Raw genomic sequence first — 23,957 nt, forward strand, 5'->3', positions numbered from 1 at the left:
CCTCATCGGCGCCTGCGTGGACCAGATTGGAATGAAGGCTCCGCGTTTCAAGAGCCTGTCTGCAGCGGCAAAGGCATACGGCAATCGCAATTTCCGTCACGACCGTTCACGCTGGAACATTCCGGCCATTTCCAAATTCTAGTGGCGCCCACCGGCCTGAGGCGTCTGGGTGCCATGATCGGGCTCAGCGGATCAGGTTCGCGGTGGTCCAACCATCTTGCTCTAACGAGGATTTGGCCATGAAACCTGACTGCGCTCGGACCGCGCCGCTCTCGGCGCTTCACTCAGATTATCGCTTGGATCGGCAAGGCGCCCCTGATCGGGGCGAACGGTGCTCGTGAGGGAGGGCGCGATGTTGGTTGCCTCACTTCCTGCCCTTCACGGGGAAAGCGGGCTATCCCGCTATCTTAAGGAGATCCATCGTTTTCCGCTGCTCGAGGCATCGGAGGAAGCCGACTATGCGAGGCGATTGCGCGATTGCGGCGATCGTGACGCCGCCTATCGGCTGGTGACGAGCCATTTGCGGCTCGCGGCGAAGATCGCGCTGCAATATCGCCGCTATGGCCTCGCCATCGCCGACCTCATCTCGGAGGCCAATGTCGGGCTGATGCTGGCCGTCAAGCGGTTCGATCCCGAGAAAGGCTTCCGGCTTGCGACCTACGCCTCCTGGTGGATCAAGGCCTCGGTTCAGGAATACATCCTGCGATCATGGTCGCTCGTCAAGCTGGGCACCACTGCTGCGCAGAAGAAGCTGTTCTTCAACCTGCGCAAGCTGAAGAGCAGACTTGGGGTCGCGGAGGATGGCGATCTCCGGACGGATCAGCTGACAACTATCGCCAAACATCTCGACGTGAGGGAAGCCGACGTCGCCGAGATGAACGGCCGGCTGCGCGGCGACATCTCACTCAACGCGCCGATCAGCGTCGAGGCGGAAGGCGACCAATGGCAGGACCGGCTGGTGGATCCCTCTCCCGATCCGGAGAGCCTGCTGCTGGACGCGGCCGACCGTGAACGCACCAAGACTGCCCTCGCCGATGCACTCGCTGCGCTGACACCGCGGGAGCGCAGCATCGTCGAGGCGCGATATCTCGGCGAGCCGCAGCAGACGCTGGATGCGCTCGCCGGCAAGTTCGCCATCTCGCGCGAGCGCGTCCGGCAGATCGAGCAGCGCGCGCTGCAGCGGCTCAAGGCGAAGATGTTCGCGCGTCTCGATGAGGCGCGCCTCGTGACGTGACATTAGGTGAGCGGAAAGAGGATGCTGATCGGCCAAGGCCGATCAGCATCCTCTGCAGATATCCGGGATGAGGCGTTCGGGCGAAAACTCCCGGCTCCTGCGCTCAGTCTGGCCGGACTGCTCAGGATTGCTCCGAGACGCCCCAGCGGAACTGGTCGCGAGCTGCCGGGCGGGCCCGGCCTAAATCCGCGCCTCTCCGCGGGGAGTGTCGGCCTCTTTGGCCTGGAGCACATTGGCCATGCCCAACAAAGCGACGGCGAGGACAATGCCTCTCATCTGATGATTCTCCTTTCGCGCGCGGTGAGCGGTTGACAAGGACGAGGAGCGGCCTCGCCGGCCGCCCCCCCGTATCAGCTGGTGGCAGGCTCCGGCCTGTCCCGATCAGGCGGCGTGAGGTCGAGCCGGATCCCGGATGGCCCGAGGACCGGCAGCAATGTGTCCACCTTCATGGTCGGGCCGCCCCGGTCCCAGCTCGACCACGGCATCGTGTCCAGGTACGGGATCGGCGGCAAGGCGAGCCGCTCGAAACTGTCCGCCGTCTTGGCGGCAGGGCCGGCGCTTTCGGCGCCAAAGGCCGCAAAGGGCACCAGCGAGAGGCCAGCCCCAACGGCCAAGGCGGCGAGCCGCCGCAACGTTTTCCGAGTGGTTTCCCCGCGAGCGGAGAAAGCACGATCCTTGATCATTTCATCCTCCTTTCGTTCGAGAACACAGTCACAGATCCATGGCAAACGAGCCCGGCCGTTCGGCAGGGCTCGCCCGTCCTTAGAAGTCCATCGCGGGAGCGCTCGGCGCTTCCGTCTTCTTCGGCTTCTCGGCCACCAGCGCTTCGGTCGTGATGAGCAGCGAGGCCACCGAGGCCGCATCCTGCAAGGCGGTGCGGACGACCTTGGCAGGATCGATCACGCCGGCCTGCACCAGATCCTGGTACTCGCCAGTCGCGGCATTGAAGCCCCAGGTGTAGGTCTGGTTCTCGAGCAGCTTGCCGACCACGACGGAGCCGTCCTCACCCGCATTCTGCACGATCTGCCGCGCCGGGACCTGGATGGCGCGGCGCACGATGTCCACGCCCGCCTTCTGGTCGGCATTGGCGGTCTTGACGCCGTCGAGCGCCTTGAGCGCGCGCAGCAGTGCCACGCCGCCGCCCGGCAGGATGCCTTCCTCGACCGCGGCCCGGGTCGCATGCAGAGCGTCGTCGACGCGATCCTTGCGCTCCTTGACCTCGACCTCGGTCGCGCCGCCAACCCGGATCACCGCGACGCCGCCGGCGAGCTTGGCGAGGCGCTCCTGCAGCTTCTCGCGGTCGTAATCCGAGGTGGTTTCCTCGATCTGCGCCCTGATCTGCTGGCTGCGCGCCTCGATATCCTTCCTGGCTCCGGCGCCGTCGACGATCGTGGTGTTCTCCTTCTCGATCACGACCTTCTTGGCGCGGCCTAGCATCTTCACGGTGACGTTCTCGAGCTTGATGCCGAGATCTTCGGAGATCACGGTGCCGCCGGTGAGGATCGCGATATCCTCCAGCATCGCCTTGCGGCGGTCGCCGAAGCCCGGCGCCTTGACGGCTGCCACCTTCAGGCCGCCGCGCAGGCGGTTGACGACCAGCGTCGCCAGCGCCTCACCCTCGACCTCCTCCGCGATGATCAGGAGCGGCTTGCCGGATTGCACGACCTGCTCCAGCAGCGGCAGCACGGTCTGCAGGCCCGACAGCTTCTTCTCGTGGATCAGCACATAGGGATCTTCGAGCTCGGCCTTCATCTTCTCGGCGTTGGTGACGAAATAGGGCGAGATGTAGCCGCGGTCGAACTGCATGCCCTCGACCACTTCGAGCTCGGTGTGCAGGCTCTTCGCTTCCTCGACCGTGATCACGCCCTCGTTGCCGACCTTCTGCATCGCATCCGCAAGGAAACGGCCGATCTCGGTGTCGCCGTTGGCCGAGATGGTGCCGACCTGGGCGATCTCGTCGTTAGAGGTGATCTTCTTGGCGTGCGACTTGAGGTCGGCGACGATCGCGTCCACGCCAAGGTCGACGCCGCGCTTGAGGTCCATCGGATTCATGCCGGCAGCGACCGCCTTGGCGCCCTCCTTGACGATGGCCTGCGCCAGCACGGTCGCCGTGGTGGTGCCGTCTCCGGCGAGATCACTGGTCTTGGAGGCGACCTCGCGCACCATCTGGGCGCCCATGTTCTCGAACTTGTCCTCCAGCTCGATCTCCTTGGCGACGGTGACGCCGTCCTTGGTGATGCGGGGAGCGCCGAACGATTTCTCGATAACCACGTTGCGTCCCTTTGGACCGAGCGTGACCTTCACCGCATTAGCCAGTGTGTCGACGCCCCGCAGCATGCGCTCGCGGGCCTCGGTCGCGAACTTCACGTCCTTGGCAGCCATGTTGTTAAACTCCTTTCCGTTCGATGACTGTCAGCGTTACGCCGCCTTCTTCAGCGTGCCGGCCTGCTCGGCCACGCCGAGAAGATCGCTTTCCTTCATGATCAACAGCTCCTCGCCGTCGATCTTGACCTCGGTGCCCGACCACTTGCCGAACAGCACCCGGTCGCCGACCTTGACGTCGAGCGGCACGAGCTGGCCCTGCTCGTTTCGCCCGCCCGGTCCCACGGCGATGACCTCGCCCTGCTGCGGCTTCTCCTTGGCGGTGTCGGGAATGATGATGCCGCCGGCGGTCTTCTCCTCGGCATCGATGCGGCGCACGAGCACACGGTCGTGCAACGGGCGGAAATGCATGCACATCCTCCTTGGGTAGGTTCAGCGATGTCCAAAATCCGGGTCCGGAACCGGCCCCCGGGCGGCAAACGACCTAGGAACGGGTCGAATTCCGTTCAAGGGTCACAGCAGAGAAAAAATTGTCGCAGGGCGCCTCCGCGGAAGCAGCGGCGGCTGGCGAGACGGCAATCGGCATGTCGTCCGCGCCGGCAGGACGTGCCCGGCGGAAAAATTCGACGGCCGGAAACTATGCTTTAAGATGCACCGGTTCGTCCCCAGCGAGAAGTGCACACCCATGCCGCAGCAATTCGACCGGTCCGCAGAAGATCTCGGCAACGCCATCCATTTCGAGCACGTCAACATCCAGGTCCCGGACCAGCGCCTCGCCACGCTGTTCTACGTCGCCGGGCTCGGGCTCACCCGCGATCCCTACCTGATGGTCTCCGACACCAACATGTGGATCAACGCCGGGCGGAGCCAGTTTCATCTGCCGAGCGGCCGGCCGCAGGTGCTGCGCGGACACGTCGGCCTCGTCATCGAAGGCCGCGAGGCCCTGCTGGCGCGGCTTGCGTCGGTTGCGAAGAAGCTCGAGGGCACCGCATTCGCATTCAGGGAGCACAACGACCATGTCGAGGCGGTTTGCCCCTGGGGCAACCGCGTGCGCTGCTTTGAGCCCGACGCCGCGCGGTTCGGCCGGATCGCGCTCGGCATTCCCTATGTCGAGTTCGACGTGCCCAAGGGAACGGCGGCCGGCATCTGCGCCTTCTACCCTGAAGTCATGGGCATGCCCGCGAGCTTGCGGAACGGCGATGGCACTGTGGCCGCCGTGAAGACGGGCCGCAACCAGCATCTGTTGTTTCGCGAGACCGACCGGCCGCAAGCCGATTATGACGGCCACCACGTGCAGATGTACATCACGGACTTCTCCGGCCCCTACCGCAAGCTGCTTGCACGCAAGCTGATCTCGCGCGAGGACAATCAATACCAGTACCGGTTCTGCGACATCGTCGATCTCGACAGCGGCAAGAAGCTGTTCACGGTCGAGCACGAGGTGCGCTCGGCGACCCATCCGATGTTCATGCGGCCGATGGTCAACCGCAATCCGGCGCTCAACAATCGCAATTATGCCTTCGGCCACGACGAGTCGTCCTGGGCGATGGGGCCGGATCAGTACGAGGGATAATTCTACGGCAGATTGTCCCGCAAAAAGATGTCGATGCGGATGCGCTCCTGGTCGGGGCTGATCGGCTCGCCCGAACAATGCGCGAGCAGGACTCGCGCCGCAGACCGCGCCTCATGGCCGGCATCCTGGTTGATGACGGCATCGAGCGTGCCGCGCACCAGGAACCGTCTGGTGTGCTCGGTCAGCTCATGGGTGATCCAGACCACCTCGCGCGCGCGGCCCGAGGCCTCGAGCGCATCGGCGATGCCGCGGTTTCCGGCGCCGCAGCAATAGATGCCGCGGAGGTCGGCGTGGCGCGCGAGCAGCGCGGCCGTAAGGTCCCGCGTGCGGTCGCTGTCGTCGCGCCCCTCGATGACAGGTAGTGCGGACAGGTTCGCATACTCGCTGGACAGGATCTGGTGGAAGCCGAACTGCCGTTCGGTGTGGTCGCGCAGCGACAACGATCCCGCAATCACGGCCACGGTGCCCTCGCGCCCGGCGAGGAAGCGTCCCATCAGCGTGGCGGCTGTGCGGCCCGCGGCCGGATTGTCGATCCCGACATAATGCACCCGGGACGAGCTCGGCGCGTCCGACACCAGGGTGACCACGGCAACCCCGCGCGCGACGAGCTCGTCGATCGCGGCGCGAACCCGGGGATGATCGAGCGCGATGACGGCGACGCCCTGATAGGCCGGCGAGAGGTTCTCCAGCGCACCGGCAAGGACATCGGGGTCGAACACGTCGACATGGTGGATGTCGATGAAGCCGCGATGGCCGGCGAGCCAGTCCGCGGTGCGCGCGACCTGCTCGCTGAGATTGGTCATGAAGCTGTTGCTGCCGATCGGCAGCACGAAGGCGAAGCGGAAGGTCTGCCCGCGGGCGAGCCGCGCCGCGGCAAGATCGGCGCGATAGCCGAGCTTTGCCACGGCGGCCTCGACGCGCGCGACGGTCTTGGCGCGGACACCCTCGCGCCGGTTGACGACGCGATCGACGGTGGCGAGCGAAACGCCCGCCGCGCGCGCGACGTCCTCGAGCGTGGCCCGAAGCACCGGCTGGGTCGCGCCTTCAGTCATTCGCGCGCGGCCCACAGCATGCCGCGGGTCATCAACGTCCGGATCTCCGGCACGTCGAGCTCGTAGGCGCGGTGGCCCAGCGAGGAATAGAACACCCTCCCCGCGCCATAGCGCTTCTTCCACACCACCGGCATCACCACGCCCTCGATCCAGGGCGCGTGCTCCCCGGTGAAGGTCGTCGTTGCCAGGACCTCGATGGCGGGATCGACATGCATGTAATATTGCTCGGACCGATGCTCGAAGCTCTTCAGACCCGTCATGATCGGATCGTCCGGCTTCGTCAAGTCGACCTTGTAGTCGATGATGTTGCCGGGATGGGCGACCCACTGCCCGCCGCACAGGAATTGGTAATCGACCGATTCGCGGAAAGCATCGCACATGCCGCCATGATGGCCGGCAAGCCCGACGCCGCTGCGCACCGCGTCGCAGAGGTTGAGCGCTTCCGCCTTCTCGATCTTCGACATCGTGTAGATCGGTATGATCAGCGAGAGATCGTGGATCGCGGGATCGGCAAAGGCGGCCGTCGAGGTTTCGATCCGCACCTCGAAGCCTTCGGCCTTCAGCCAGCCACGGATCATCGACGCGCAGAGATCGGGATCGTGTCCCGGCCAGCCACCCCATACAATCATTGCCTTGCGCATGGTCATTCCCTCAATCGATCTGTCCGGTTTCGCGTCCCGCCGGCAGCATCGCCGGCCGCTCGACGCGGCTCTCGATCCTGACGCGGCGGCCCTCGTCGGCGGAGGTCTGGAACGCCTCCATCACCTCCAGCACGTGGAGGGCGAGCGCGCCGCTGGCGCGATGCGGCCGGTCGTTCAGGATCGCGCCAGCCATGTCGGCGACGCCGATCGAGCGGAACTCGCCCTCGACGTGACCGTGCGTCAGCGGCATCGCTTCCCATTCGCCGCCGGCTTTGGCCACCTGCACCTCGCCGCCAAAGCGATTCGGGTCGGGCACCAGCATGCTGCCCTTGTCGCCGTAGATCTCGATCGGCGCATGCCGATGTTTCGGCACGTCGAAGCTCATCGTGATCGACACGACTGCCCCGCTCTCGAACTCCAGCGTCCCCGCGACATGGGTCGGGACCTCGACCGGAATCAGCGCGCCGTTCATCGGCTGGCTGGTGACGAGGCGCTCGGTTTTGGGGCGCGCGGTCGAGCCCATCACGCTGGCGACCGGACCGAGCAATTGCACGAGATCGGTGATGTAATACGGCCCCATGTCGAGCATCGGCCCGCCGCCGCGCAGATAGTAGAAGCCGGGCGCCGGATGCCAGCGCTCGTGACCGGGGCAGCCGAAGAAAACGCTGCCCGCGACGGGCGTGCCGATCGCGCCGTCGTCGATAAGCTTGCGCGCGGTCTGATGGCCGCCGCCAAGGAACGTGTCGGGCGCGCAGCCGACGCGCAGGTTCTTCTGCGCGGCAAGCTCCATGACCTTGCGCGCCTCGGCGACATTGATGCCGAGCGGCTTCTCCGAATGGACGTGCTTGCCGGCGTTCAGCACCGCCAGGCTGACATCGGTGTGGGCGAGCGGCACCGTGAGATTGACGATGATTTCGACATCGTCGCGCTTCAACAATTGGTCGACCCGCATTCCCGGCAAGCCAAATGCCGCGCCCTGGCGCTCCGCAATCTCGCTGCGCATGTCGGCGAGCGCCCTGACCTCCATGACCGGAAAGCGCTGGGCCGCCTTGAGATAGGCGGTGCTGATCACCCCGCAACCGATGATTCCGATGCCGACTTTTCTCATGTTATCTCCTCAGAATACGGCTCATCCCTTGACCGCGCCTGCGGTGAGGCCGGCCACGATGTGCTTCTGGGCCAGCAGGAACAGAATGATCGTGGGCAGGATGGTGAGTGTGATGAAGGCCAGGATCAGGTGCCATTCGGACGAGTATTCGCCCTGGTAGACCATGATGCCGAGTGGCCAGGGATACAGCGCATCCGTATTCAGCATCACCAGCGGCAGCAGATAGGCATTCCAGCTGTTGACGAAGGTGATGGTGCCGACGGTCGCCAGGATCGGCCGCGATAAGGGCAGCGTCACATAGCGGAAGAACTTGATGTAGCTGCAGCCGTCGACGAGAGCGGCCTCGAGCAGCTCGTATGGAATGTCCTTGAAGAAGCGGCGTAGCAGCAGCACGCTCATGGCGAGGCTGAACGCCACCTGCGGCAGCGCGACGCCGAAATAGGTATCGAGCAGGCCGAGATCGCGTACCTTGATGAACAGAGGCAGCACGGCGGTCGCGGCGGGAAACAGCAGGCCCAGCGTTAAATAGCTGAGCAGCATCGATGAGCCGAAGAACCTGACATGGGCGAAGGTGAACGCGGCCATCGAAGCCGTGATCAGGGTCAGCGTCACCGCCAGCGTCGAGATGATCAACGAGTTGCGCAGGAGCTCCCAGTAGCGCGCCGAGAACAGGATGTCGGCGTAGTTCTGCCACTCCCATTGTGCAGGCAGGCCGAATGGATTGACACGGAGCTCGCCGAGCGACTTGAAGCCGCCGAGCAGGGTCGCGAGCAGGCGGCACCAGGACGAAGATCGCGACCAGGCCGAGGAACAGCGCCTTGAACAGCACGGCGGGATCGAATGCGTTTCTAGCCCCGGCACTATTCATCGCGCATGAACCATCGCTTGTAGGTGAAGGCAAAGGTCACGCAGATCGCGAACAGGATGACGCCGATGGCGCTGCCATAGCCGACCCGCATGCGCGAGATGCCGTTGTTGTAGAGAAAGCTCACCAACGTGTTCGAGGAATCGGCCGGTCCGCCGCGCGTCAGCGGCATGACGAGATCGAACAGCTGCAGGGATCCGATGATGGCGAAGAACACCGACAGGCGGATGGTCGGATAGAGCAAGGGGATCACGACGTGGCGCAGCGTCTGCGTCCGCGTCGCGCCGTCGATACGGGCGGCCTCGACCAGGTTCTTGTCGAGGCTCTGGAGCGCCGCGATGAACAGCATCATGTGGAAGCCGAAATACTTCCAGACCACCACGATCAGCACCGCCAGCATCGCCGTGTCGGTCGAGGCCAGCAAATGCGGAGGCTCGGCGCCGAAGGTGCGCCAGATCGAGGCGACGAGGCCGTAGTCGCCGTCATAGACGAAGCTGAAGATCAGGCCCGTCGCAATCTCGGCGAGGATATAGGGCATGAAGAACAGCATGCGCAGCGCCACGGCGCCGCGAAAGCGTTCGGCCAGCATGAGGGCGAGCGTCAGCGCAAGCGGCAGCTGGATGGCGAGCGAAACGGCGATGATCAGCCCGTTGTTGCGCAGCGCGAGCCAGAAGGCCCGCGTCTCCAGCACGAAGCGGTAATTGTCGAAGCCGATCCAGTTCGTCGGCCTGCCGAAACCGTTCCAGTTGAAGCCCGAGTACCAGGCGGCCTCGCCGATCGGCAGCACCACGAACAGCGTGAACAGCAGCAGCGCGGGCGGCAGGAACAGGATCAGGACGGTGAAGCGTCCGTCCCAGCCTGGGCCACGCAGCGTCTGAGGAGCCGCCTCGCCAGCAACGTTCATCGGCGAGGCGATCGCGATCCGACGCGCCACAATCAGTTACCCTGTTTGTAGGCCGCTTCGATGGCTTTCGCAGCGTTCTGCGGGCTCATGCTGCCGCCGGCGATCTCCGCTGTGACGTCGTTGACGACGCGACCGACCGACGGGCCGAGGCTCTGGTCATAGAAGTTCTGGTGATAGTTGGACTTCGCCAGATTGGCCGCGATCTGCTTCATGAAGGCGCTGTTGAGACCGGCCTCGCCGCCCTTGACGACGGGAACGATGAAGTTGCCGGCTGCAAGCCGCGCCTGCACGTCCTTGGAGATGAAGAACTTGAGGAAGTCGGTAGCTTCCTTGGGCGCCCCCTTGGTGATCAACCAGCCGGTGATGCCGCCGAGCGTGTCTGACGGCTCGCCCTTACCGCCGGGTACGACCGGAAAATCGAACCAGCCAAGCTTGTCGTCGCTGAGACCGACCTTGTCGGCGGCAAGCGCGCGCTGGGTGTGATAGAAGGACGAGATGGCCAGGATCATCGCAGCCTTGCCGTCGCCGAAATAGCCGACGGCCTGCGGATTCTTGAACCCGAGGAAGCCGTTCTGGAAGGGCTGGAGATCGACGAGCTGCTTGAACAACTCGCCGGATTTCTGAAAGGTCTCGCCGGCAAACCCGCCATTCTCACCCTTCAGTGCGGCATCGAAGGCCGGCTTGCCGCCGATGCGCACTGCGAGATGCGTCCAGTAAAAATGCAGCGGCCATTTGTCGGCACCGCCAACCACGATCGGCGTCACGCCCGCGGCCCTCAGCGCTTTCACTGCGCCGAGCAGATCGTCCCATGTCTTGATCTTGGTCGCGTCGACATTCCCCTTGGCCATCAAATCCTTGTTGTAGAGGAAGCCGACCTGCGAGAGCGCGGTCGGCAGGCCATAGACCTTGCCGTTGCTGGTGAAAGCCGCGAGCGCTGCCGGCGCGATCGTGTCGCTGTAGCCGCCGCTCTTCACGGAATCGGTGATGTCTGCCAGCACGCCGGCCTCGATCTGGGTCTTCAGCACCCCGCCGGCCCAGCTATAGATGATGTGCGGCCGATCCTTCGATTGCAGGATGGTCGGCAGCTTGGCCTTGTAGGCCTCGTTCTCGAGGAACTGCATCTCGACCTTCACACCGGGGTGCGACGCCTCATAGCTGCGTGCGACCTCCTCCCAGATCTTCACCTGGGCCGGGTTGACCTCGATGTGCAGCCATTTGACCGTGGTGTCGGCTGACGCGGAACTGGCCCAAAGCAGGCATGCGGCAGCGGCGAGTCCCAGTTTCCCGAGCAATCTCATCACATCCTCCCGACCGTCTTTTATTCTTTGACGCAATCCTGCCCTCAATTTTTGAGGTGCGCAACACAATTTCTGATCTATGCACCTCACCAATGGAATGGCTATGGTTTGCGAAAGAGTCGACGCGGCCTGCCGCGCCGGCCGCAACAAACGAGGTGCCCATGGCTGCGATCTATTCCGACCTCGCCGGCAAGGTCGTGCTCGTCACCGGCGGCGCAGCCGGAATCGGCGCTGCGATCGTGCGGCGCTTTGCGGAGCAGAAATCCAAGGTCGTGTTCTTCGACATCAAGATCGACGAGGGACAGCGCCTGGCGCGCGAGCTGTCCGAGCAGGGACTGGCTGCGCATTTCCAGCACGTCGATCTCACCGACATACCCGCGCTGCGTGCCGGCGTCGCCGAGGCACGCAAGGCTCATGGCCCGATCAACATCCTGATCAACAATGCCGCGCATGACGAGCGGCACAACACCGAGGAGATGACGCCGGACTATTGGGACGACCGCATCGCGGTGAACCTGAAGCACCAGTTCTTCGCATCGCAGGCCGTGTTGCCGGACATGAAGGCGGCGAATGCCGGCGCCATCGTCAATTTCGGCTCGGTATCGTGGATCGCAGGACAAGGCGGCATGGCCGCCTACACCGCCAGCAAGTCGGGCGTGATCGGGTTGACGCGCTCGCTGGCGCGCGATTACGGCCCCTACAACATCCGAGTCAATGCGATCGCGCCGGGCTGGATCATGACCGAGCGCCAGCTCGAGAAATGGATGACGCCGGCCGGCGAGATCGAGCTGCAGCAGCGACAATGCCTAAAGCGCCGGCTCATGCCGGACGAGGTTGCAAAGTTCACCGTCTTCCTCGCCTCCGACGAGGCTTCCGCCTGCACCGCCCAGCACTATATCGTCGATGGCGGCTGGGTCTGAGATGCCTTGAGGATCCAGTTGGAAGATCCGATCCGGACGCGGCCCGGCGGAGCTCACGGGGTCAAGGACGCGATGGATCGAGCCGGTCGCCGAGACCGGCTGGTGCGTGATCGCGCGAGGCCGACCGATGCCCTCGCTCAAGGTCTTGCCGCTGGCGACACCCACGAAGTGCAGCGAGGCGCAAGCGGGACACCGGACCGGGACGTGCGTGTCCGCGGCGTCGGAGGCTGTGCCGGGAATCCAGTGCTGCACGTTCATGCCCGTGCGGGGGCATTTGAAGATGACGTTGCGCTCCATGCTGTAGATAAGGGCCCGGCGCGGCGACCTGGAAATTGCGGGCCAATACTTACGCAGATGTCCTGAACGGATTGACGTGGGCAGCGGTGAAGACATCGCGCAGCGCTTGTAAGCAGGTTGCCGATCGAGAAGCGTTCGGTCGAATACCGCCGCCTCCTTTGAGCTGGATCAAGTCATGTTTGCGACGCCGACGATAGTCTTGTGTCGGCATCGGGAACGCTTTTTCGAGGTCCCCTTTGCCGGAGCGAGCGACGTTTGGATTTCGAGGCCCTCCCGGCGCCGCTTTCACGGAGAGTGCAGAAGACCGCGAACATGGAGCAGGCCGGAGAGCGGCTCCGCCGAAGAGTTCGATGGAACGAAGATCGGCAGCGCGGGTTTGCTGGACGAGTTCAGACCCTGGATGGAAGAGCCACGCGAACAATCGGCCTCGGCGCTCCCATCGAGCCCGAGGCCGGTTTTCGTCGAAGCCAGTGCATGGTCTGGACAAGGGAGGACGCCGATCAGGAGAACCGACATGCTTGCCGACATTGACACCGACGATCTCACCGAGGTCGTGCGCTACGCCCTGGAGACGACCCGCGCGACGACGGCCTGCCCGTTCCATCGGGACGTGGTCGTCCGCATCGGCGATGACGCCGCCGAGAGTCACGCCTTCGAGCGCGCCAAGCGAATCGTCAGATGCGACGGCGCCGAATGGGACAAGGAGGCTCTCAGGGCCGAGCTCGGCCGTCAGCTCGGCGCAGCCGCCGATGGCCGCTGCCCGAAGCGCGATCCGACCGCCTCGTGCCCCTAGCGCGCCCCGAAGCCAATGCAGACGACCCGCTCCGGTGACTTAACGTGTGTGAAGGTGGCAGATGGAACTGGCACCTAGCCTGAACGACACGCGTCGTGCATCAGAGGTCAGACTTCCCGTGAAAGTGACAAAGCCGATCGCCTCGATCATGCGCGGGAGATCCAAGACGGATCCTCCGTCGCCGGACGGGGACGACGACAGTCAGCTGCCGCCATCGGCCGAGAGGCGTCAGGTCGTCGATGAGTACGCCGAAAACCTGCGGAAGATCATCCGAAGGCTGCTTGGAAGGCTGAACTGATCTTTGCCGCGGGGACCGTATTCTGCCACATCGTAAAGGACGTCCGCACGATGTAGGGGCTCTTCTCGACGATCGCGGACGTCGCGGCGTTCATGACGATCATCGGCACCTTCGCTTCCTCGAGAAGTGGAGCGACGGCCAGGGCGTCCGGAGTGAAGTACAGTCCCGCGATGTACTGAACCTTCTCCTTGACGATCAACTCCTGAGCCAATGATTTCGACTTGGCGGGGTTCGGCGATTCTTCGTCGCGATAGACAAACTCGATCTGATGATCGCCGACTTTCGATCCATGCTTGGCCACCCAGGCGTCAATGCCGTACTTGAAGTTCTGGCCGAACAAGGCATACGGACCGGACATGGTGCCGATGATCCCCACCTTGATCGTGTCGCACTGCGCCGGCGACATCCAGGCAGTGGCAATCGCGACGGCACCAACAAGTCCAAACCTCAAGCTCATATCTCTCTTCTCCCGCTTCGGTGATGCCGTTTCAAAACATTTCGAAATATTCTCGCTGCTCCCACTCGGTGACCGTCGATTGGAAGCGCTCGATTTCCGCGTTCTTGATGAAAACGTAGTAGTCGACGAATTTCTCTCCGAGAGCCTCGCGGAAGAAGGGGTCATCGCGCAACGCGAACACCGCCTCGCGCAAGGAGGTCGGCAGGAGGTTCGCCTTGGTCTCGTATGGAGTGTCCGCCGACGGACCGGGATCGAGCTGGCGATCAATGCCGTTGAGGCCGGCCAGAATCTGCGACGCCATGTAAAGATAGGGGTTTGCGGCCGGCTCGCCGATCCTGTTTTCGAGCCGGGTGGCTTTATCGTCGGGACCGCCCAGCACGCGGATCATGACGCCCCTGTTGTCGCGTCCCCAGATCGCCCGATCCGGAGCCAGCGAATAGGAACGGTAGCGCTTGTAGCCATTGATCGTCGGCGTCGAGAAGACCGCGGATGCCCTGGCATGCTCCAGCAGCCCGGCCATATAGTGCTTGCCAAGGTTCGACAGGCCGGCCGGTTCGCTCGTCATGAACGCGTTGACGCCCTCTGTTCGGGAGACCAGCGATTGGTGAAGGTGCCACCCCGATGACATCACGTTCGGTATCCGCGGCCGGCACATGAAGGTCGCGTGATAGCCGTGGCGGTTGCAGATCTGCTTCACTGCCGTACGAAACAGCACCATGGTGTCCGCCGGCTCAATGCCGACGGTGGGCTGGAACACGAACTCGCACTGGCTCGGCCCGTATTCCAACTCGATCGACCGAAGCGGCAAGCCCAGCGCCACGATGTTTTGCCTGATCAGCTCGAGCGCAGGCTCCATCTGGTCGTAACGTTGCTCCGTCAGGTACTGATAGCCCTGCGAAAGCAGGCTGACCTCCGGAGGCTCGCCCGGTTGGCCGGGACTGCCGGCGTCCCAAGGCGCCAGGCGGGGATTCTCGACTCTGAAGATGTGGCATTCGACCTCGAGGCCCGCTTTGAAATCATAGCCCCGGTCTTTGAGCTGCCCCAGCACGGATTGGTACAGGCCCCTGGAGGCGAAGGGCACGGGTCGTCCATCGGAGAAGTAGAGGTCGCAAAGCACCCACCCGGTTTTTGATGCCCAGGGGAGAACCTTGAAGGTGGTGGGATCAGCGACCATCAAGATGTCGCCTCCCCCCTGCATCTCGTGCATCCCGAACCCGCCGCCGGCGGTGAATACGGGAAACACCGTGCGGTGAGAGGTATCTTTCGCGAGCAATGTCGTCGTTATCGAGCAGCCGCTCTCGATCGACGAGAGCGCCTCGGAAGCGACCAGCGCCTTGCCGCGCAAGATGCCGTGCTGGTCCGGAAAGGAGAGCCGGATCGTATGCAACTCCTGCTCCTCCGCCATCCGCCGCATGCGGATGGCAGCCTCCTTCTGTTCGGCCGACCAGAGACCGTGCTTTTCGACGAAACTCAACGACATCTCCTTTGCTGAGCTGGGCGGCCTGGCTTATTCGGCGGCGGTCAGGTGAGGCACCTTCTTGGCGAGCTCGGCGGGCACCGGCGCGGCCCAGGGAGCGCCCCGACGACGCTTGACGTCCACTTCCATCCAGTAGGTTTCCCAGCCCTTCGTCGGACCGATGCCATCCATTGTGGCTGGCCCCTGGATGCTGCGCGCGCTGGCAGCGTCGAGGAACAACAGCGGCTTGCCCCCGGAAGCCACCTTCTCGATCTCCTGGCGAAGCAGCCGGCGGTACTGAATGATCGCCTTGTCGGATTGGCCGAGATGTTCACGCGTCCGGTCCTGAATAGCGCCCATCGACTCGACGGCCCACTGATCGTGGACGTTGATGTCCGCGCCCATGCCGGTGTAAGTCTCGGTCGCCTGCTCGTGCGGGTCGAAGCCGTAGTCGTTCGACTTGTTCTTCCGCGAGCGGTATTCCGGCAACTCGTAAAGCTCGAGGCGCTGCGCGCGCATTTTTGCCTTGTCGACGGGCGCGGCGTAGCTGGTGAAAATCGCATACCAATAGCAATTCACGTCGTCGACGGGCACATGCCACTGGGTAATCGTCATCTCCGTGCTCATCGGAATGACGAACGCATGCGGGAATAGCTGGTTGGTGACGCGAACGTGGGTGCGCTGCTCGTCGATTTCTCGCAAGGCGATGAGCCGCAGGCCGTATTCGGTGTGCTCGACGTTGATGATCGGCCGGTCGTACTCGCGCAGGACCTTCGTCATGGGCATTTCCGAGTCGGCCGACGCACCGCGAAACTGCTTGCCATAGGCCGCCGATGTATCCTCATCCTCGAAGAACCGGTGAAGGAACGATGCGTGGGCCGGGTCAATGCCGACTTCCAGGGCCTGCAGCCAATTGCATTCGATCAGGCCCTTGAAGGCGAAGGTGTATTCGTCCGGCGCCGCGAAGCAGTCGATCTCCGGAAACGCGGGCGGCTCGCCTTCACCCAAATACGCCCACAGGATTCCACCCTTCTCCACGACGGGGTAGGACCGCTGCTTGATGTTTTTGCAGAGCGAGGAGTTTGCAGGCTCGGCGGGCGTCTCGAGACACTGTCCCGTGGCGTCGAACAGCCACCCGTGGAAGGCGCAGCGCAGGCCACCGTTCTCGAGCCGGCCGAAGGCAAGGTCGGCGCCCCGATGCGGGCAGTCGCGATCGAGCAGGCCATAGCGCCCCGTTTCGTCCTTGAACAGAACGAAGTTCTCGCCGAGAAGCTTGACGGCCTTGATGGGGCGCCCCTCCGCGAGTTCGTCGACGAGCGCAGCAGGCTGCCAATACATCCGCATCAGCTTTCCCGCAGGCGCCTTCGGTCCGACGCGGGTAATGAGGTCGTTCTGCTCTTGGCTCATCATGACTTGGATCTCCTCTCTCGGCTTCGAGATGCGTCCTCATGCTATCGGACGCAGACTAACGCTGAAACACGATCTTGCCGCCGACGATCGTCAGGTCGGCTTTGATGTCTTTGATCTGCTCCTCGGGGACCGTCATGAGGTCTGCCGACAACACGGTCAGGTCCGCGAGTTTTCCGGCCTCGATCGTCCCCTTCTCGTTCTCTTCGAACATATAGTGCGATGCCGCGCTGGTGTAGAGGCGCAGCGCCTGCTCGCGGCTGACGGCTTCGTTCGCTCCATAAACGCGTCCGGCGAGATCCTTGCGGGTTACCATGACGTAGATGTTGATGAAGGGATTGATCGTGTTCACCGGGAAGTCGGTGCCTGCGCCGAGGCTGTTCAGCCCCACCTTCTCGATGAGAGTTTTCGTGGGCACGGCCCGATTGGCGACCGCCGCACCCAGGAAGCGCTCGACGGTGGCCGCCTTGTCCCACATGAACACGTTCTGGAAGTCGACTCTGACACCGAGGCGCTTTGCGCGCTCCATTTGCTCGGGCACTATCAAGCTTCCATGGATCAGGACGAAACGCCGATCCTTGATCGATTTCTCCTTGTCGGCCGCCTCGAATGCATCAAGGACTTGGTCGATGCCCTTGTCGCCGACGGCATGGACACCCACGCGCCAATTGTGGCGATTGCAAATGGACACCAGCTCCTTGAGGCGTTGCGGCGATTGCTGGGCAATGCCGTGGTAGCCATCATGCGAGTCTGGATAGGCCTCGCGCATGAGCGCCGTCTTGAGCGTCATGCCGCCATCGTAAAGGATCTTGATTCCGGCGAACTTCAGCCAGTCATCGCCAAAGCCCGAGGAGGCGCCGTTGCCTCGCATGATGGCCTCCCAGGCCGCGTTCTCGGCGGGGGGTTCCGGGCGCCACATGAGACCGACCCGTAGCGTTGCTTCACCGGCCTGCGCCACGCGCTGCAGGGCTGCGATGTCCCTGGGCGAGGTGGCCCCTTCTACGGCGCTGGTGATCCCGAACGAGTTCAGCACACCTTCCGCGAGCTTGAATTGGCGAAACTCGTCGTCCGCCGTCCACTCCGGAACGATCTTTTCGACCTTATCGATCGCCGTCTCGACCAGAACGCCGGTCAGGTCACCGGCACTGTCGCGCTCAAACGATCCGCCGCTTGGGTTTGGCGTGGCCTTGGTTACGCCGGCCTTCTCGAGCGCCATCGAATTGGCCATCGAGAAGTGGCCAACGGTCCGGAGATAGACCGGATTGTTCGGCGCGACGCCGTCGATTTCCTGGCGTGTCAGGTAACGCTTTTCCGCGAGCTGTGACGGGGGATGCCAGGCGCTTCCGATGATCCACTCGCCGGGCCTTTTCTTCGCCACGAACTGCTTGATGCTTGCGAGGGCATCCGCAACAGTCTTGGCGCCGCTCATGTTGACGACGTAGTCGGACAGACCGGCAGCCTTGAAATGCGCGTGCGTGTCGATCAGCCCGGGAACGACAGTCTTGCCCTGCAAGTCGATCGTGCGGGTGCGATTTCCGGCCAACGCCTTGATCGTCGCCGCGTCTCCTACGGCCAAGATTCGTCCGTCGCGAACGGCAAGCGCTTCCGCAACCTTTGACTGACTGTCCATGGTGAGAATCTTGCCGTTGATCAAGGCAAGCGAGGGAGCATTGGCCTCCTGCTGCTGGGCAAACGCCGCGCTTGATGTCAGCACCACTCCCACGATCGCTGTCGTCAGCTTCATTGCGTCCTCCCCGCAAGTTCGGTAGACGAACAATCGTTCGATATTCTTCAGAATGACTCCAGTGTGAGGCGCAAGCAAGCAAAATATTTCCGCAGGATCTGCCTAATGGAACCGCAGCGGCGGCAAACAAGCCGGGATTGAGGGGCCGCCAGAATTGCTTTAACCGTCTATCGAACTTATGTTCTTAGATCGAACAAACGACACGGAGGTCGGGTGCCGCGAGTGAGATTTGTCCAGCAGGACGGCAGCGGAAAATCCATCGAGGTCGGACGCGACGTGAGCGTGATGCTCGCGGCACACGGCCTCGACGGCGAATGCGGCGGCTGCCTCGATTGCGCGACCTGTCACGTCTACGTCGATGAAGAACAAGCAAGCTCTGTCCCTCAGCCGAGCGAAGAAGAGCTCGAGTTGCTGTCCGCCGTCTCGGGAGAGCGAAAGCCGAATAGTCGGCTGAGTTGCCAGCTGAAGGTGCCCGCCCCTCTCGACGAGCTGGTGGTCCATGTGCCGGCGAGGCAATCATGACGGGACTGGTCATCATCGGCGCATCATATGCCGGGGTTCAAGCCGCTCTCACCGCTCGTGACGCCGGCTATTCTCAGCCCATCACCATCGTGTGCGACGAAGAGTGGCTGCCCTATCAGTGGCCGCCGCTATCCAAGGACTTCCTTCTCGATACGCGTTTGCGGGCTGGTGTCGATCTCCCCTGCACCGGAGCAAGCCGCAGACCTTCCTTTGACCTCAAATCCCTGGTGACAGCCGGAGACAAGGCTGGCGCCTAGTCCGCGGATTTGTGATGGTTCTCGCTTTCGAGAGGCCACTGAGAGGGACCGCCCAAGAGAATGCCGAGGCTGAAGCGTACGGAAGAAGAGGAAAAGGCGCGGGAGGGCAGCGAGTTCATCGAGACCCTGGATCGGGGTCTTCGCGTGATACAGTCGTTCGGTATCGATCGCCGTCCAATGACCCTCAGCGACCTCTCCAAGAGCGCGCATCTTCCGCGGGCGACGGTGCGCCGGATTCTGATGACCCTCGTAAAATCCGGATTCGTCGCGGGCAACGAGCGGTTGTTTTCGCTAACGCCCAGAGTGCTGCTTTTGGCTTCGGCCTATTTGACGTCGAACCAAATCAGCACCGTGATGCAGCCGTTGATGGACGAGGTCGCCGGCAAGGCCAAGGAGGTCTGCTCCCTTGCGATCCTGGATGGCGAAGAGGTCGTTTTTATCGCCCGCTCGAGTCCGGCGCGGGTATTTTCGACCGGACTGGACATAGGATATCGGCTGCCGGCTTTCTGCACGTCGGTGGGACGCGTTCTGCTGGGCAGATTGGCAAACGACGAGCTGACAAGAACGGTCGACGGCATGAAGCTGGCGGCTCAGACCCAGTCGACGCTGGTCGACAAATCGGCAGTGATTGCGACGATCATTGCCGACCGCACCAAAGGGTATAGCCTTGTCGATCAGGAAGCCGAAGAGGGCTTTCGGTCGATATCGGTGCCAATTCGCCGCTACGATGGCGCCGTCATCGCAGCCGCAAATATCGGCGCTCATGTCGATCGCATCACGACCGGTGAGATGATCGATCGCTTCCTGCCTCTCCTCAAGGAGATGTCCCTCGCCGCGCAGCCCCTGCTCGTCTGAGAAGCTGCCGCCTTTTGGCGAGCACCCGTCATTTTAGCCATTTCTTGTAGGCGACCGGATCCATGTCACGGACATCCACGCTTATGCTGACCACATCCGGGCATCGCTCTGTCATCGTCCGTCGAAGGCTCGTACTCAGCTCGACCTTCTGGTCGGGCGATCGACCTTCGAGCAAATAGACAGACAGATGCACGAAGCTGTCACGCTTCCCGGCAACCAGGAAATCGTTGTAGACGCACGCCCGCACCTTGACGTCCTCCGCCTTCATGATGCCCGTTCGCCAAGCGGCTTCAAAGAGCGCTTCCATCAAGCCTGTTACGTCGTCGCGAGCGAGCGTCCCTTCCGAATATTCGATCACCAAGTGCGGCATGACGTTGTTCTCGTTTTTGGGTGGCGTTCATGAGACGACCTCACCGTCGTAGACCGTTCGCCCCTCAACGTCGCCCATCTTTTGTCGCGGCGGGTCATGGTTCGCATGGGGAAGGCCCGGTCTGCGGAATCTTTGCCGAGAAACACCCTGTGCAGCGCAGAGCTGTGCAGCAGCTCCCCAGCCGGGCCGGTTTCGTGGGTGATTTCAGGCGGGGCGGGAGATCTGGCTGGGGCGGGAGGGATCGAACCTCCGAATGGCGGAATCAAAATCAGTTTGATTATTCAGTGATTTCAAGGTGCATTTGGAAAAATCGAGCCAATTCGCCTCTAGGAATATCAATTGCTTGTCAGGCATTTCCAAATAAGGAAGCGCCTCTCGGAGCTTAGCCAACCACATGCTGCTCGCGTGAAAGCGGACACCGTCAGTATCGATACGTGCGAGGGCATCCTGGGTCGTCTCGCTGAAGCGCTATCGTTTTTCGAGCAAGACAGTTTGTAAGGTCTCAGCCATTCTCATCCGGTGATCTGCTCCGGAAGTCGTGCGGACCAACGCGTGATAGGACTTTGCGTGCTGATCGAGCAGCTGATTAAGAGACACGCTGCTACCATTGGTTTCACAAGGGAATTCTTCCAACCAAGTCAAAATCCGATCACTGCAGATCATAGCTTGTAGCGAAACATCCAACCGCAAAAGAGCGTGCCGGCGGCTGAGCAAGACGTCGCGGGTTCGAGTCAGTGGAGGGCTACCGCCTTTCCCAACGCCAACCGAACCTGCGATCATCTCATCCTATCCTTCGCTTAAGGCATCTCGTCGAATCTGAATGGCGACGCCTACATCGCTGTTCTCATATCCTACAATGAGGCTTTGCGTTTCCTGCGCAAGAGGCGGCCAATAGTGAATCTCGCGCACCACGCTGCTAAGTCCGTTGGGAGGGCGCAATGAATGATTATGTCAATCACGACAATATCCGGCGCTAAAAGAAGCTCATCGCCATCAGCGAAGGTGACCCGCATCGAGATCTTCTAGCCGAATAAGAAGCCGAGCATACGAAGCCGGATGACTGGCCCAACGACGTATACGCCGGCGTCCCCTGGGTTCCGGCACTGACAACGGGCGATCTGTGCGGAGCACCGACTGCGGCATGCATGACACGGCCACCTTGGAGGATTCTCCACCATTTCAGATTTGGCTTCGGACTTCTTGGCGAATGAGCATAACGGTACAGCGGCGGAACCCTGGTCAGTCCATTGTTGAGGATATCCCAGATCTCCCCACTCTCAACGAGTCGCTTCCCAACCATCCCCAATAGCCAAGGACTTGTTCGCGACGACTTTTTTTGGAGGGCTTTGAGTTCCCTTCCTCTGAAGGTCCAAAGTTGGAAATCGACCAAGCTGGTGCTCTGGAAGACCCAATCCGGTCAGTCATCTGGCTAGGCCGGATCAACGGAATCTCAGGCATTGAGAAGTGACGGAGATGCCGCCCACTCTCCTGTTGGAGCGATCGGAGATACCGTCGCGGCCCTGCGACAAATGTGGCGTGCCCATGAGGCACTTGGCCGATCTTCGCAGTGCTGGCGTCCGCCCCAGCTCAACGGCACGTCGTTTCAGAGAATTGGTGAAGGCGTCCGGCAGTCGTCGGAGACGGCTTATGTCCCAAGAGTGATGTGAACTGGAGCATCACGGGACTCCATCTACGCATCGATCAAGCCAGCTCATAACAGGCTTCATCGTAAGGAAGAACGACCGCCGGATCCGGCCTCGCCTCAGGCTTCGGTCATCTGGAGCGACATTTGCATAGCCTCGTCAACTCGGCCACACTTCCCGAAGGGGACCACCGGATAAGGGGCCTGGCCGGAGGCTGCAGCGATGGGAGCATTCGTTGACGACGCTGAAGGTTCTTCACACGACGACCTATCGATTCAACGAACATGTGCGCCTGTTGCCGCATCGCTTGATGCTTCGTCCGCGCGAAAGCCGCGAGCTTCGTTTGATTTCGAGCAACATCAAGGTGACGCCGGACGCGGACCTGACCTGGGCGCACGATGTGTTCGGCAATACGATCGCGACGGCCACGTTTCAGATGGCGGCCTCGAACCTGGTGATCGTCGGCGTCGCGGAGCTCCAGCTCGACGCGGTTGCATGGCCGGTATTCGATATCGCTGTTTCGGCCATGTCTTACCCATTCCGCTATTCTGACGACGATTGGATCGATCTCGGCGCCCTGGCCTCCCCCCAGTTCTCGGATGCGGCAGGACTCCTGAGAAATTGGGCACAAAGGTTCGTTCGAGGAAGTCGGACTGATACGCTGTCGCTGCTAAAGGACCTGAGCGTCGGTGTTTCTGAAGCCGCTCGGTACCAGAGCCGTGAGGATGAGGGGACCCAAACGCCACTGGAAACACTAGATCGCGGCTGGGGGTCATGCCGGGACTTCGCGGTGCTGTTCGCCGAAGCAGCACGCATGCTCGGCTTCGGAGCCAGGATCGTCTCCGGCTACCTTTACAATCCGGAACAAGGCAGCGTCGGATCGACCTGCGCGGGATCAACCCATGCGTGGGCGGAGGTCTTCGTACCGGGAGCCGGCTGGATCACTTTCGACCCGACCAATCGCAGCCTCGGGGGCTTCAATCTGATCCCGGTCGCGGTCGCGCGCGACATCCGGCAGACGATCCCGGTGTCCGGCAGTTTCGTCGGCAGCACCGGTGCCTTCGCCGGGATGTCCGTACAAGTTCTCGTCACATCCTAGTGCGACGCAATGGAGCTTCAGGATGGCAAAATCTCGCCCATTAAATTGTCGTGAACGAGCAAATTTGACCATCAGCTCGAGCTGCACTGCGGCACGATATCCTTCATCACCGGTCCATTCTCGGCATCCATCGGTGAGTGGGAGCGTGTTGCTCCCGTCTGATCTTAGAAGGAGCATCATGCCCGACATTCTCGAGGCGTTGCGCGGATGGCTCGAACGTGCGTCCCGCGCAAGAACGTCGTCTTTCGATCCAATCAGCGAGGTCAGCCATGGAGAAGTACATTCACCTGCAGGACCTCATCCTATCCAAGGAACATCTTGCATAGCCGCACAGTGAAGCGGAGCGGGAAGTGCTCTTGAAGTTGCTGGCGGAGGAGGAGGCGAGAGAGCCTCAGCCGAAAAGAGGCGTTCTCTTGCCGCGCTGAACCGCATCAAGGAGCGGCGTACTCCAATTCGAGAGGATACGACTATGAACCACCAGACAATAAAAGGCACGGTCGCCGTCGCGCTCTTCGGTGCGGCGATGCTTGGCTCGGTGCTCCCTTCGGCGGCAGCCCCGATCTCGGCGAGTACGACTCTTCTGACACAAGCGGCTTCTTCATCCGGAGTGACCGAGGTCTACTACCGACGCCACTATCGTGGCCGCTACTACCGCGCTCCGGGGGCCGCGATTGGTCTTGGCATCCTTGGCGCTGCGGCTGGAGCCGCCGCCTATGGAGCCTACGGTGGCGGCTATTACGGGCCGGGCTATCCGCAGAGCTACTACGCGCCAGGCTACTACGGCGGCCCGTATCCCTATCGCCGCCAATACTACACCCCGTATTGAGCGCACGAGCCACGCT

General features: G+C 62.4%; 21 protein-coding genes and 2 pseudogenes. 9 read left to right on the top strand and 14 right to left on the bottom strand.

Annotated features, from left to right (window positions below; all coding sequences use genetic code 11):
- Positions 1 to 352 precede the first annotated feature (352 nt).
- Positions 353 to 1,234 carry an RNA polymerase sigma factor RpoH gene (gene rpoH / locus ABIA45_RS16495; RefSeq protein WP_404652842.1) on the top strand — a complete coding sequence of 294 codons (882 nt, stop codon included), beginning with the start codon at positions 353 to 355 and terminating at the stop codon, positions 1,232 to 1,234.
- Positions 1,235 to 1,584: 350 nt separating this feature from the next.
- Here rpoH and ABIA45_RS16500 read toward each other — a convergent pair whose 3' ends face one another.
- The 3 genes from ABIA45_RS16500 to groES all read right to left on the bottom strand — a co-directional run bounded on the left by ABIA45_RS16500 (position 1,585) and on the right by groES (position 3,967).
- Positions 1,585 to 1,917, bottom strand: coding sequence for a hypothetical protein (locus ABIA45_RS16500; RefSeq protein WP_128262510.1), 333 nt, complete (start codon positions 1,915 to 1,917; stop codon positions 1,585 to 1,587).
- 79 nt (positions 1,918 to 1,996) lie between these two features.
- Entirely contained in the window at positions 1,997 to 3,616 is a 1,620-nt protein-coding gene (gene groL, locus ABIA45_RS16505) for a chaperonin GroEL (RefSeq protein ID WP_404652844.1), read from the bottom strand.
- 36 nt (positions 3,617 to 3,652) lie between these two features.
- On the bottom strand, positions 3,653 to 3,967 hold the full coding sequence (gene groES / locus ABIA45_RS16510) for a co-chaperone GroES (RefSeq protein ID WP_036020204.1): 315 nt from the start codon (positions 3,965 to 3,967) through the stop codon (positions 3,653 to 3,655).
- A gap of 274 nt (positions 3,968 to 4,241) precedes the next feature.
- On the opposite strand from groES, the gene ABIA45_RS16515 reads away from it, so the two are divergent.
- On the top strand, positions 4,242 to 5,129 hold the full coding sequence (locus tag ABIA45_RS16515; protein WP_404652846.1) for a VOC family protein: 888 nt from the start codon (positions 4,242 to 4,244) through the stop codon (positions 5,127 to 5,129).
- Between the two features lie 2 nt (positions 5,130 to 5,131).
- Here ABIA45_RS16515 and ABIA45_RS16520 read toward each other — a convergent pair whose 3' ends face one another.
- From ABIA45_RS16520 to ABIA45_RS16545, 6 genes and pseudogenes are all read right to left on the bottom strand, one after another.
- Complete coding sequence (locus ABIA45_RS16520; RefSeq protein WP_404652848.1) at positions 5,132 to 6,181, bottom strand: LacI family DNA-binding transcriptional regulator; 1,050 nt, start codon at positions 6,179 to 6,181, stop codon at positions 5,132 to 5,134.
- Positions 6,178 to 6,822 (bottom strand): ThuA domain-containing protein, encoded by a 645-nt coding sequence (locus ABIA45_RS16525; protein ID WP_157287089.1) that lies wholly within the window; start codon positions 6,820 to 6,822, stop codon positions 6,178 to 6,180. The genes ABIA45_RS16520 and ABIA45_RS16525 overlap by 4 nt, the downstream gene beginning before the upstream one ends.
- A gap of 10 nt (positions 6,823 to 6,832) precedes the next feature.
- On the bottom strand, positions 6,833 to 7,930 hold the full coding sequence (locus tag ABIA45_RS16530) for a Gfo/Idh/MocA family protein (protein WP_404652849.1): 1,098 nt from the start codon (positions 7,928 to 7,930) through the stop codon (positions 6,833 to 6,835).
- Between the two features lie 21 nt (positions 7,931 to 7,951).
- Positions 7,952 to 8,798: pseudogene (locus tag ABIA45_RS16535) on the bottom strand (carbohydrate ABC transporter permease).
- Positions 8,791 to 9,729: a carbohydrate ABC transporter permease gene (locus tag ABIA45_RS16540; protein WP_404652850.1), complete on the bottom strand. Its 939-nt coding sequence runs from the start codon at positions 9,727 to 9,729 to the stop codon at positions 8,791 to 8,793. The pseudogene ABIA45_RS16535 and the gene ABIA45_RS16540 overlap by 8 nt, the downstream one beginning before the upstream one ends.
- A gap of 2 nt (positions 9,730 to 9,731) precedes the next feature.
- Complete coding sequence (locus tag ABIA45_RS16545; RefSeq protein ID WP_404652851.1) at positions 9,732 to 10,997, bottom strand: extracellular solute-binding protein; 1,266 nt, start codon at positions 10,995 to 10,997, stop codon at positions 9,732 to 9,734.
- Positions 10,998 to 11,158: 161 nt separating this feature from the next.
- On the opposite strand from ABIA45_RS16545, the gene ABIA45_RS16550 reads away from it, so the two are divergent.
- Complete coding sequence (locus tag ABIA45_RS16550; protein WP_157287074.1) at positions 11,159 to 11,917, top strand: SDR family NAD(P)-dependent oxidoreductase; 759 nt, start codon at positions 11,159 to 11,161, stop codon at positions 11,915 to 11,917.
- An 811-nt stretch (positions 11,918 to 12,728) separates the two neighbouring features.
- On the top strand, positions 12,729 to 13,007 hold the full coding sequence (locus ABIA45_RS16555) for a hypothetical protein (RefSeq protein WP_404652852.1): 279 nt from the start codon (positions 12,729 to 12,731) through the stop codon (positions 13,005 to 13,007).
- 293 nt (positions 13,008 to 13,300) lie between these two features.
- Here the strand turns inward: ABIA45_RS16555 and ABIA45_RS16560 are convergent.
- The 4 genes and pseudogenes from ABIA45_RS16560 to ABIA45_RS16575 all read right to left on the bottom strand — a co-directional run.
- A pseudogene (locus ABIA45_RS16560) lies at positions 13,301 to 13,711 on the bottom strand (ABC transporter substrate-binding protein); the annotation flags it as partial.
- An 82-nt stretch (positions 13,712 to 13,793) separates the two neighbouring features.
- Positions 13,794 to 15,236, bottom strand: a complete 1,443-nt coding sequence (locus tag ABIA45_RS16565) for a glutamine synthetase family protein (RefSeq protein WP_271542363.1) — start codon at positions 15,234 to 15,236, stop codon at positions 13,794 to 13,796.
- Between the two features lie 33 nt (positions 15,237 to 15,269).
- The gene (locus tag ABIA45_RS16570; protein WP_157287082.1) at positions 15,270 to 16,628 is read right to left on the bottom strand and encodes an aromatic ring-hydroxylating dioxygenase subunit alpha; all 1,359 of its coding nucleotides are present in this window, start codon (positions 16,626 to 16,628) and stop codon (positions 15,270 to 15,272) included.
- A 55-nt stretch (positions 16,629 to 16,683) separates the two neighbouring features.
- Complete coding sequence (locus ABIA45_RS16575; RefSeq protein ID WP_404652854.1) at positions 16,684 to 18,369, bottom strand: amidohydrolase; 1,686 nt, start codon at positions 18,367 to 18,369, stop codon at positions 16,684 to 16,686.
- 285 nt (positions 18,370 to 18,654) lie between these two features.
- Between ABIA45_RS16575 and ABIA45_RS16580 the strand changes: the two genes are divergently transcribed.
- The 3 genes from ABIA45_RS16580 to ABIA45_RS16590 are packed head-to-tail and all read left to right on the top strand — an operon-like array spanning position 18,655 to position 20,003.
- Entirely contained in the window at positions 18,655 to 18,891 is a 237-nt protein-coding gene (locus ABIA45_RS16580) for a 2Fe-2S iron-sulfur cluster-binding protein (RefSeq protein WP_404655690.1), read from the top strand.
- Positions 18,888 to 19,148, top strand: coding sequence for a hypothetical protein (locus tag ABIA45_RS16585; RefSeq protein ID WP_404652855.1), 261 nt, complete (start codon positions 18,888 to 18,890; stop codon positions 19,146 to 19,148). Before ABIA45_RS16580 ends, ABIA45_RS16585 begins: the two co-directional genes overlap by 4 nt.
- Positions 19,149 to 19,208: 60 nt before the next feature.
- On the top strand, positions 19,209 to 20,003 hold the full coding sequence (locus ABIA45_RS16590) for an IclR family transcriptional regulator C-terminal domain-containing protein (RefSeq protein WP_404652857.1): 795 nt from the start codon (positions 19,209 to 19,211) through the stop codon (positions 20,001 to 20,003).
- A gap of 28 nt (positions 20,004 to 20,031) precedes the next feature.
- Here ABIA45_RS16590 and ABIA45_RS16595 read toward each other — a convergent pair whose 3' ends face one another.
- Positions 20,032 to 20,373, bottom strand: coding sequence for a 5-carboxymethyl-2-hydroxymuconate Delta-isomerase (locus tag ABIA45_RS16595; protein ID WP_404652858.1), 342 nt, complete (start codon positions 20,371 to 20,373; stop codon positions 20,032 to 20,034).
- 1,878 nt (positions 20,374 to 22,251) lie between these two features.
- Here ABIA45_RS16595 and ABIA45_RS16600 point away from each other — a divergent pair.
- Entirely contained in the window at positions 22,252 to 23,115 is an 864-nt protein-coding gene (locus ABIA45_RS16600; RefSeq protein WP_271542369.1) for a transglutaminase family protein, read from the top strand.
- A gap of 469 nt (positions 23,116 to 23,584) precedes the next feature.
- Positions 23,585 to 23,941 (top strand): hypothetical protein, encoded by a 357-nt coding sequence (locus ABIA45_RS16605; protein WP_271542371.1) that lies wholly within the window; start codon positions 23,585 to 23,587, stop codon positions 23,939 to 23,941.
- Positions 23,942 to 23,957: the final 16 nt, after the last annotated feature.

The sequence above is a fragment of the Bradyrhizobium sp. USDA 336 genome, from assembly GCF_044908355.1.
GTDB classification, from domain to species: Bacteria; Pseudomonadota; Alphaproteobacteria; order Rhizobiales; family Xanthobacteraceae; genus Bradyrhizobium; species Bradyrhizobium yuanmingense.

What these genes read in the sequence shown, in the direction of transcription:
- ABIA45_RS16515 (WP_404652846.1), top strand. Translation starts at nt 4,242, where the DNA reads ATGCCGCAGCAATTCGACCGGTCCGCAGAAGATCTCGGCAACGCCATC.
- ABIA45_RS16605 (WP_271542371.1), top strand. Translation starts at nt 23,585, where the DNA reads ATGAACCACCAGACAATAAAAGGCACGGTCGCCGTCGCGCTCTTCGGT.
- ABIA45_RS16580 (WP_404655690.1), top strand. Translation starts at nt 18,655, where the DNA reads ATGCTCGCGGCACACGGCCTCGACGGCGAATGCGGCGGCTGCCTCGAT.
- ABIA45_RS16550 (WP_157287074.1), top strand. Translation starts at nt 11,159, where the DNA reads ATGGCTGCGATCTATTCCGACCTCGCCGGCAAGGTCGTGCTCGTCACC.
- ABIA45_RS16545 (WP_404652851.1), bottom strand. Translation starts at nt 10,997, where the DNA reads ATGAGATTGCTCGGGAAACTGGGACTCGCCGCTGCCGCATGCCTGCTT.
- rpoH (WP_404652842.1), top strand. Translation starts at nt 353, where the DNA reads ATGTTGGTTGCCTCACTTCCTGCCCTTCACGGGGAAAGCGGGCTATCC.
- ABIA45_RS16500 (WP_128262510.1), bottom strand. Translation starts at nt 1,917, where the DNA reads ATGATCAAGGATCGTGCTTTCTCCGCTCGCGGGGAAACCACTCGGAAA.
- groES (WP_036020204.1), bottom strand. Translation starts at nt 3,967, where the DNA reads ATGCATTTCCGCCCGTTGCACGACCGTGTGCTCGTGCGCCGCATCGAT.
- ABIA45_RS16520 (WP_404652848.1), bottom strand. Translation starts at nt 6,181, where the DNA reads ATGACTGAAGGCGCGACCCAGCCGGTGCTTCGGGCCACGCTCGAGGAC.
- ABIA45_RS16525 (WP_157287089.1), bottom strand. Translation starts at nt 6,822, where the DNA reads ATGCGCAAGGCAATGATTGTATGGGGTGGCTGGCCGGGACACGATCCC.
- ABIA45_RS16575 (WP_404652854.1), bottom strand. Translation starts at nt 18,369, where the DNA reads ATGAAGCTGACGACAGCGATCGTGGGAGTGGTGCTGACATCAAGCGCG.
- ABIA45_RS16570 (WP_157287082.1), bottom strand. Translation starts at nt 16,628, where the DNA reads ATGATGAGCCAAGAGCAGAACGACCTCATTACCCGCGTCGGACCGAAG.
- ABIA45_RS16585 (WP_404652855.1), top strand. Translation starts at nt 18,888, where the DNA reads ATGACGGGACTGGTCATCATCGGCGCATCATATGCCGGGGTTCAAGCC.
- ABIA45_RS16555 (WP_404652852.1), top strand. Translation starts at nt 12,729, where the DNA reads ATGCTTGCCGACATTGACACCGACGATCTCACCGAGGTCGTGCGCTAC.
- ABIA45_RS16595 (WP_404652858.1), bottom strand. Translation starts at nt 20,373, where the DNA reads ATGCCGCACTTGGTGATCGAATATTCGGAAGGGACGCTCGCTCGCGAC.
- ABIA45_RS16590 (WP_404652857.1), top strand. Translation starts at nt 19,209, where the DNA reads ATGCCGAGGCTGAAGCGTACGGAAGAAGAGGAAAAGGCGCGGGAGGGC.
- groL (WP_404652844.1), bottom strand. Translation starts at nt 3,616, where the DNA reads ATGGCTGCCAAGGACGTGAAGTTCGCGACCGAGGCCCGCGAGCGCATG.
- ABIA45_RS16530 (WP_404652849.1), bottom strand. Translation starts at nt 7,930, where the DNA reads ATGAGAAAAGTCGGCATCGGAATCATCGGTTGCGGGGTGATCAGCACC.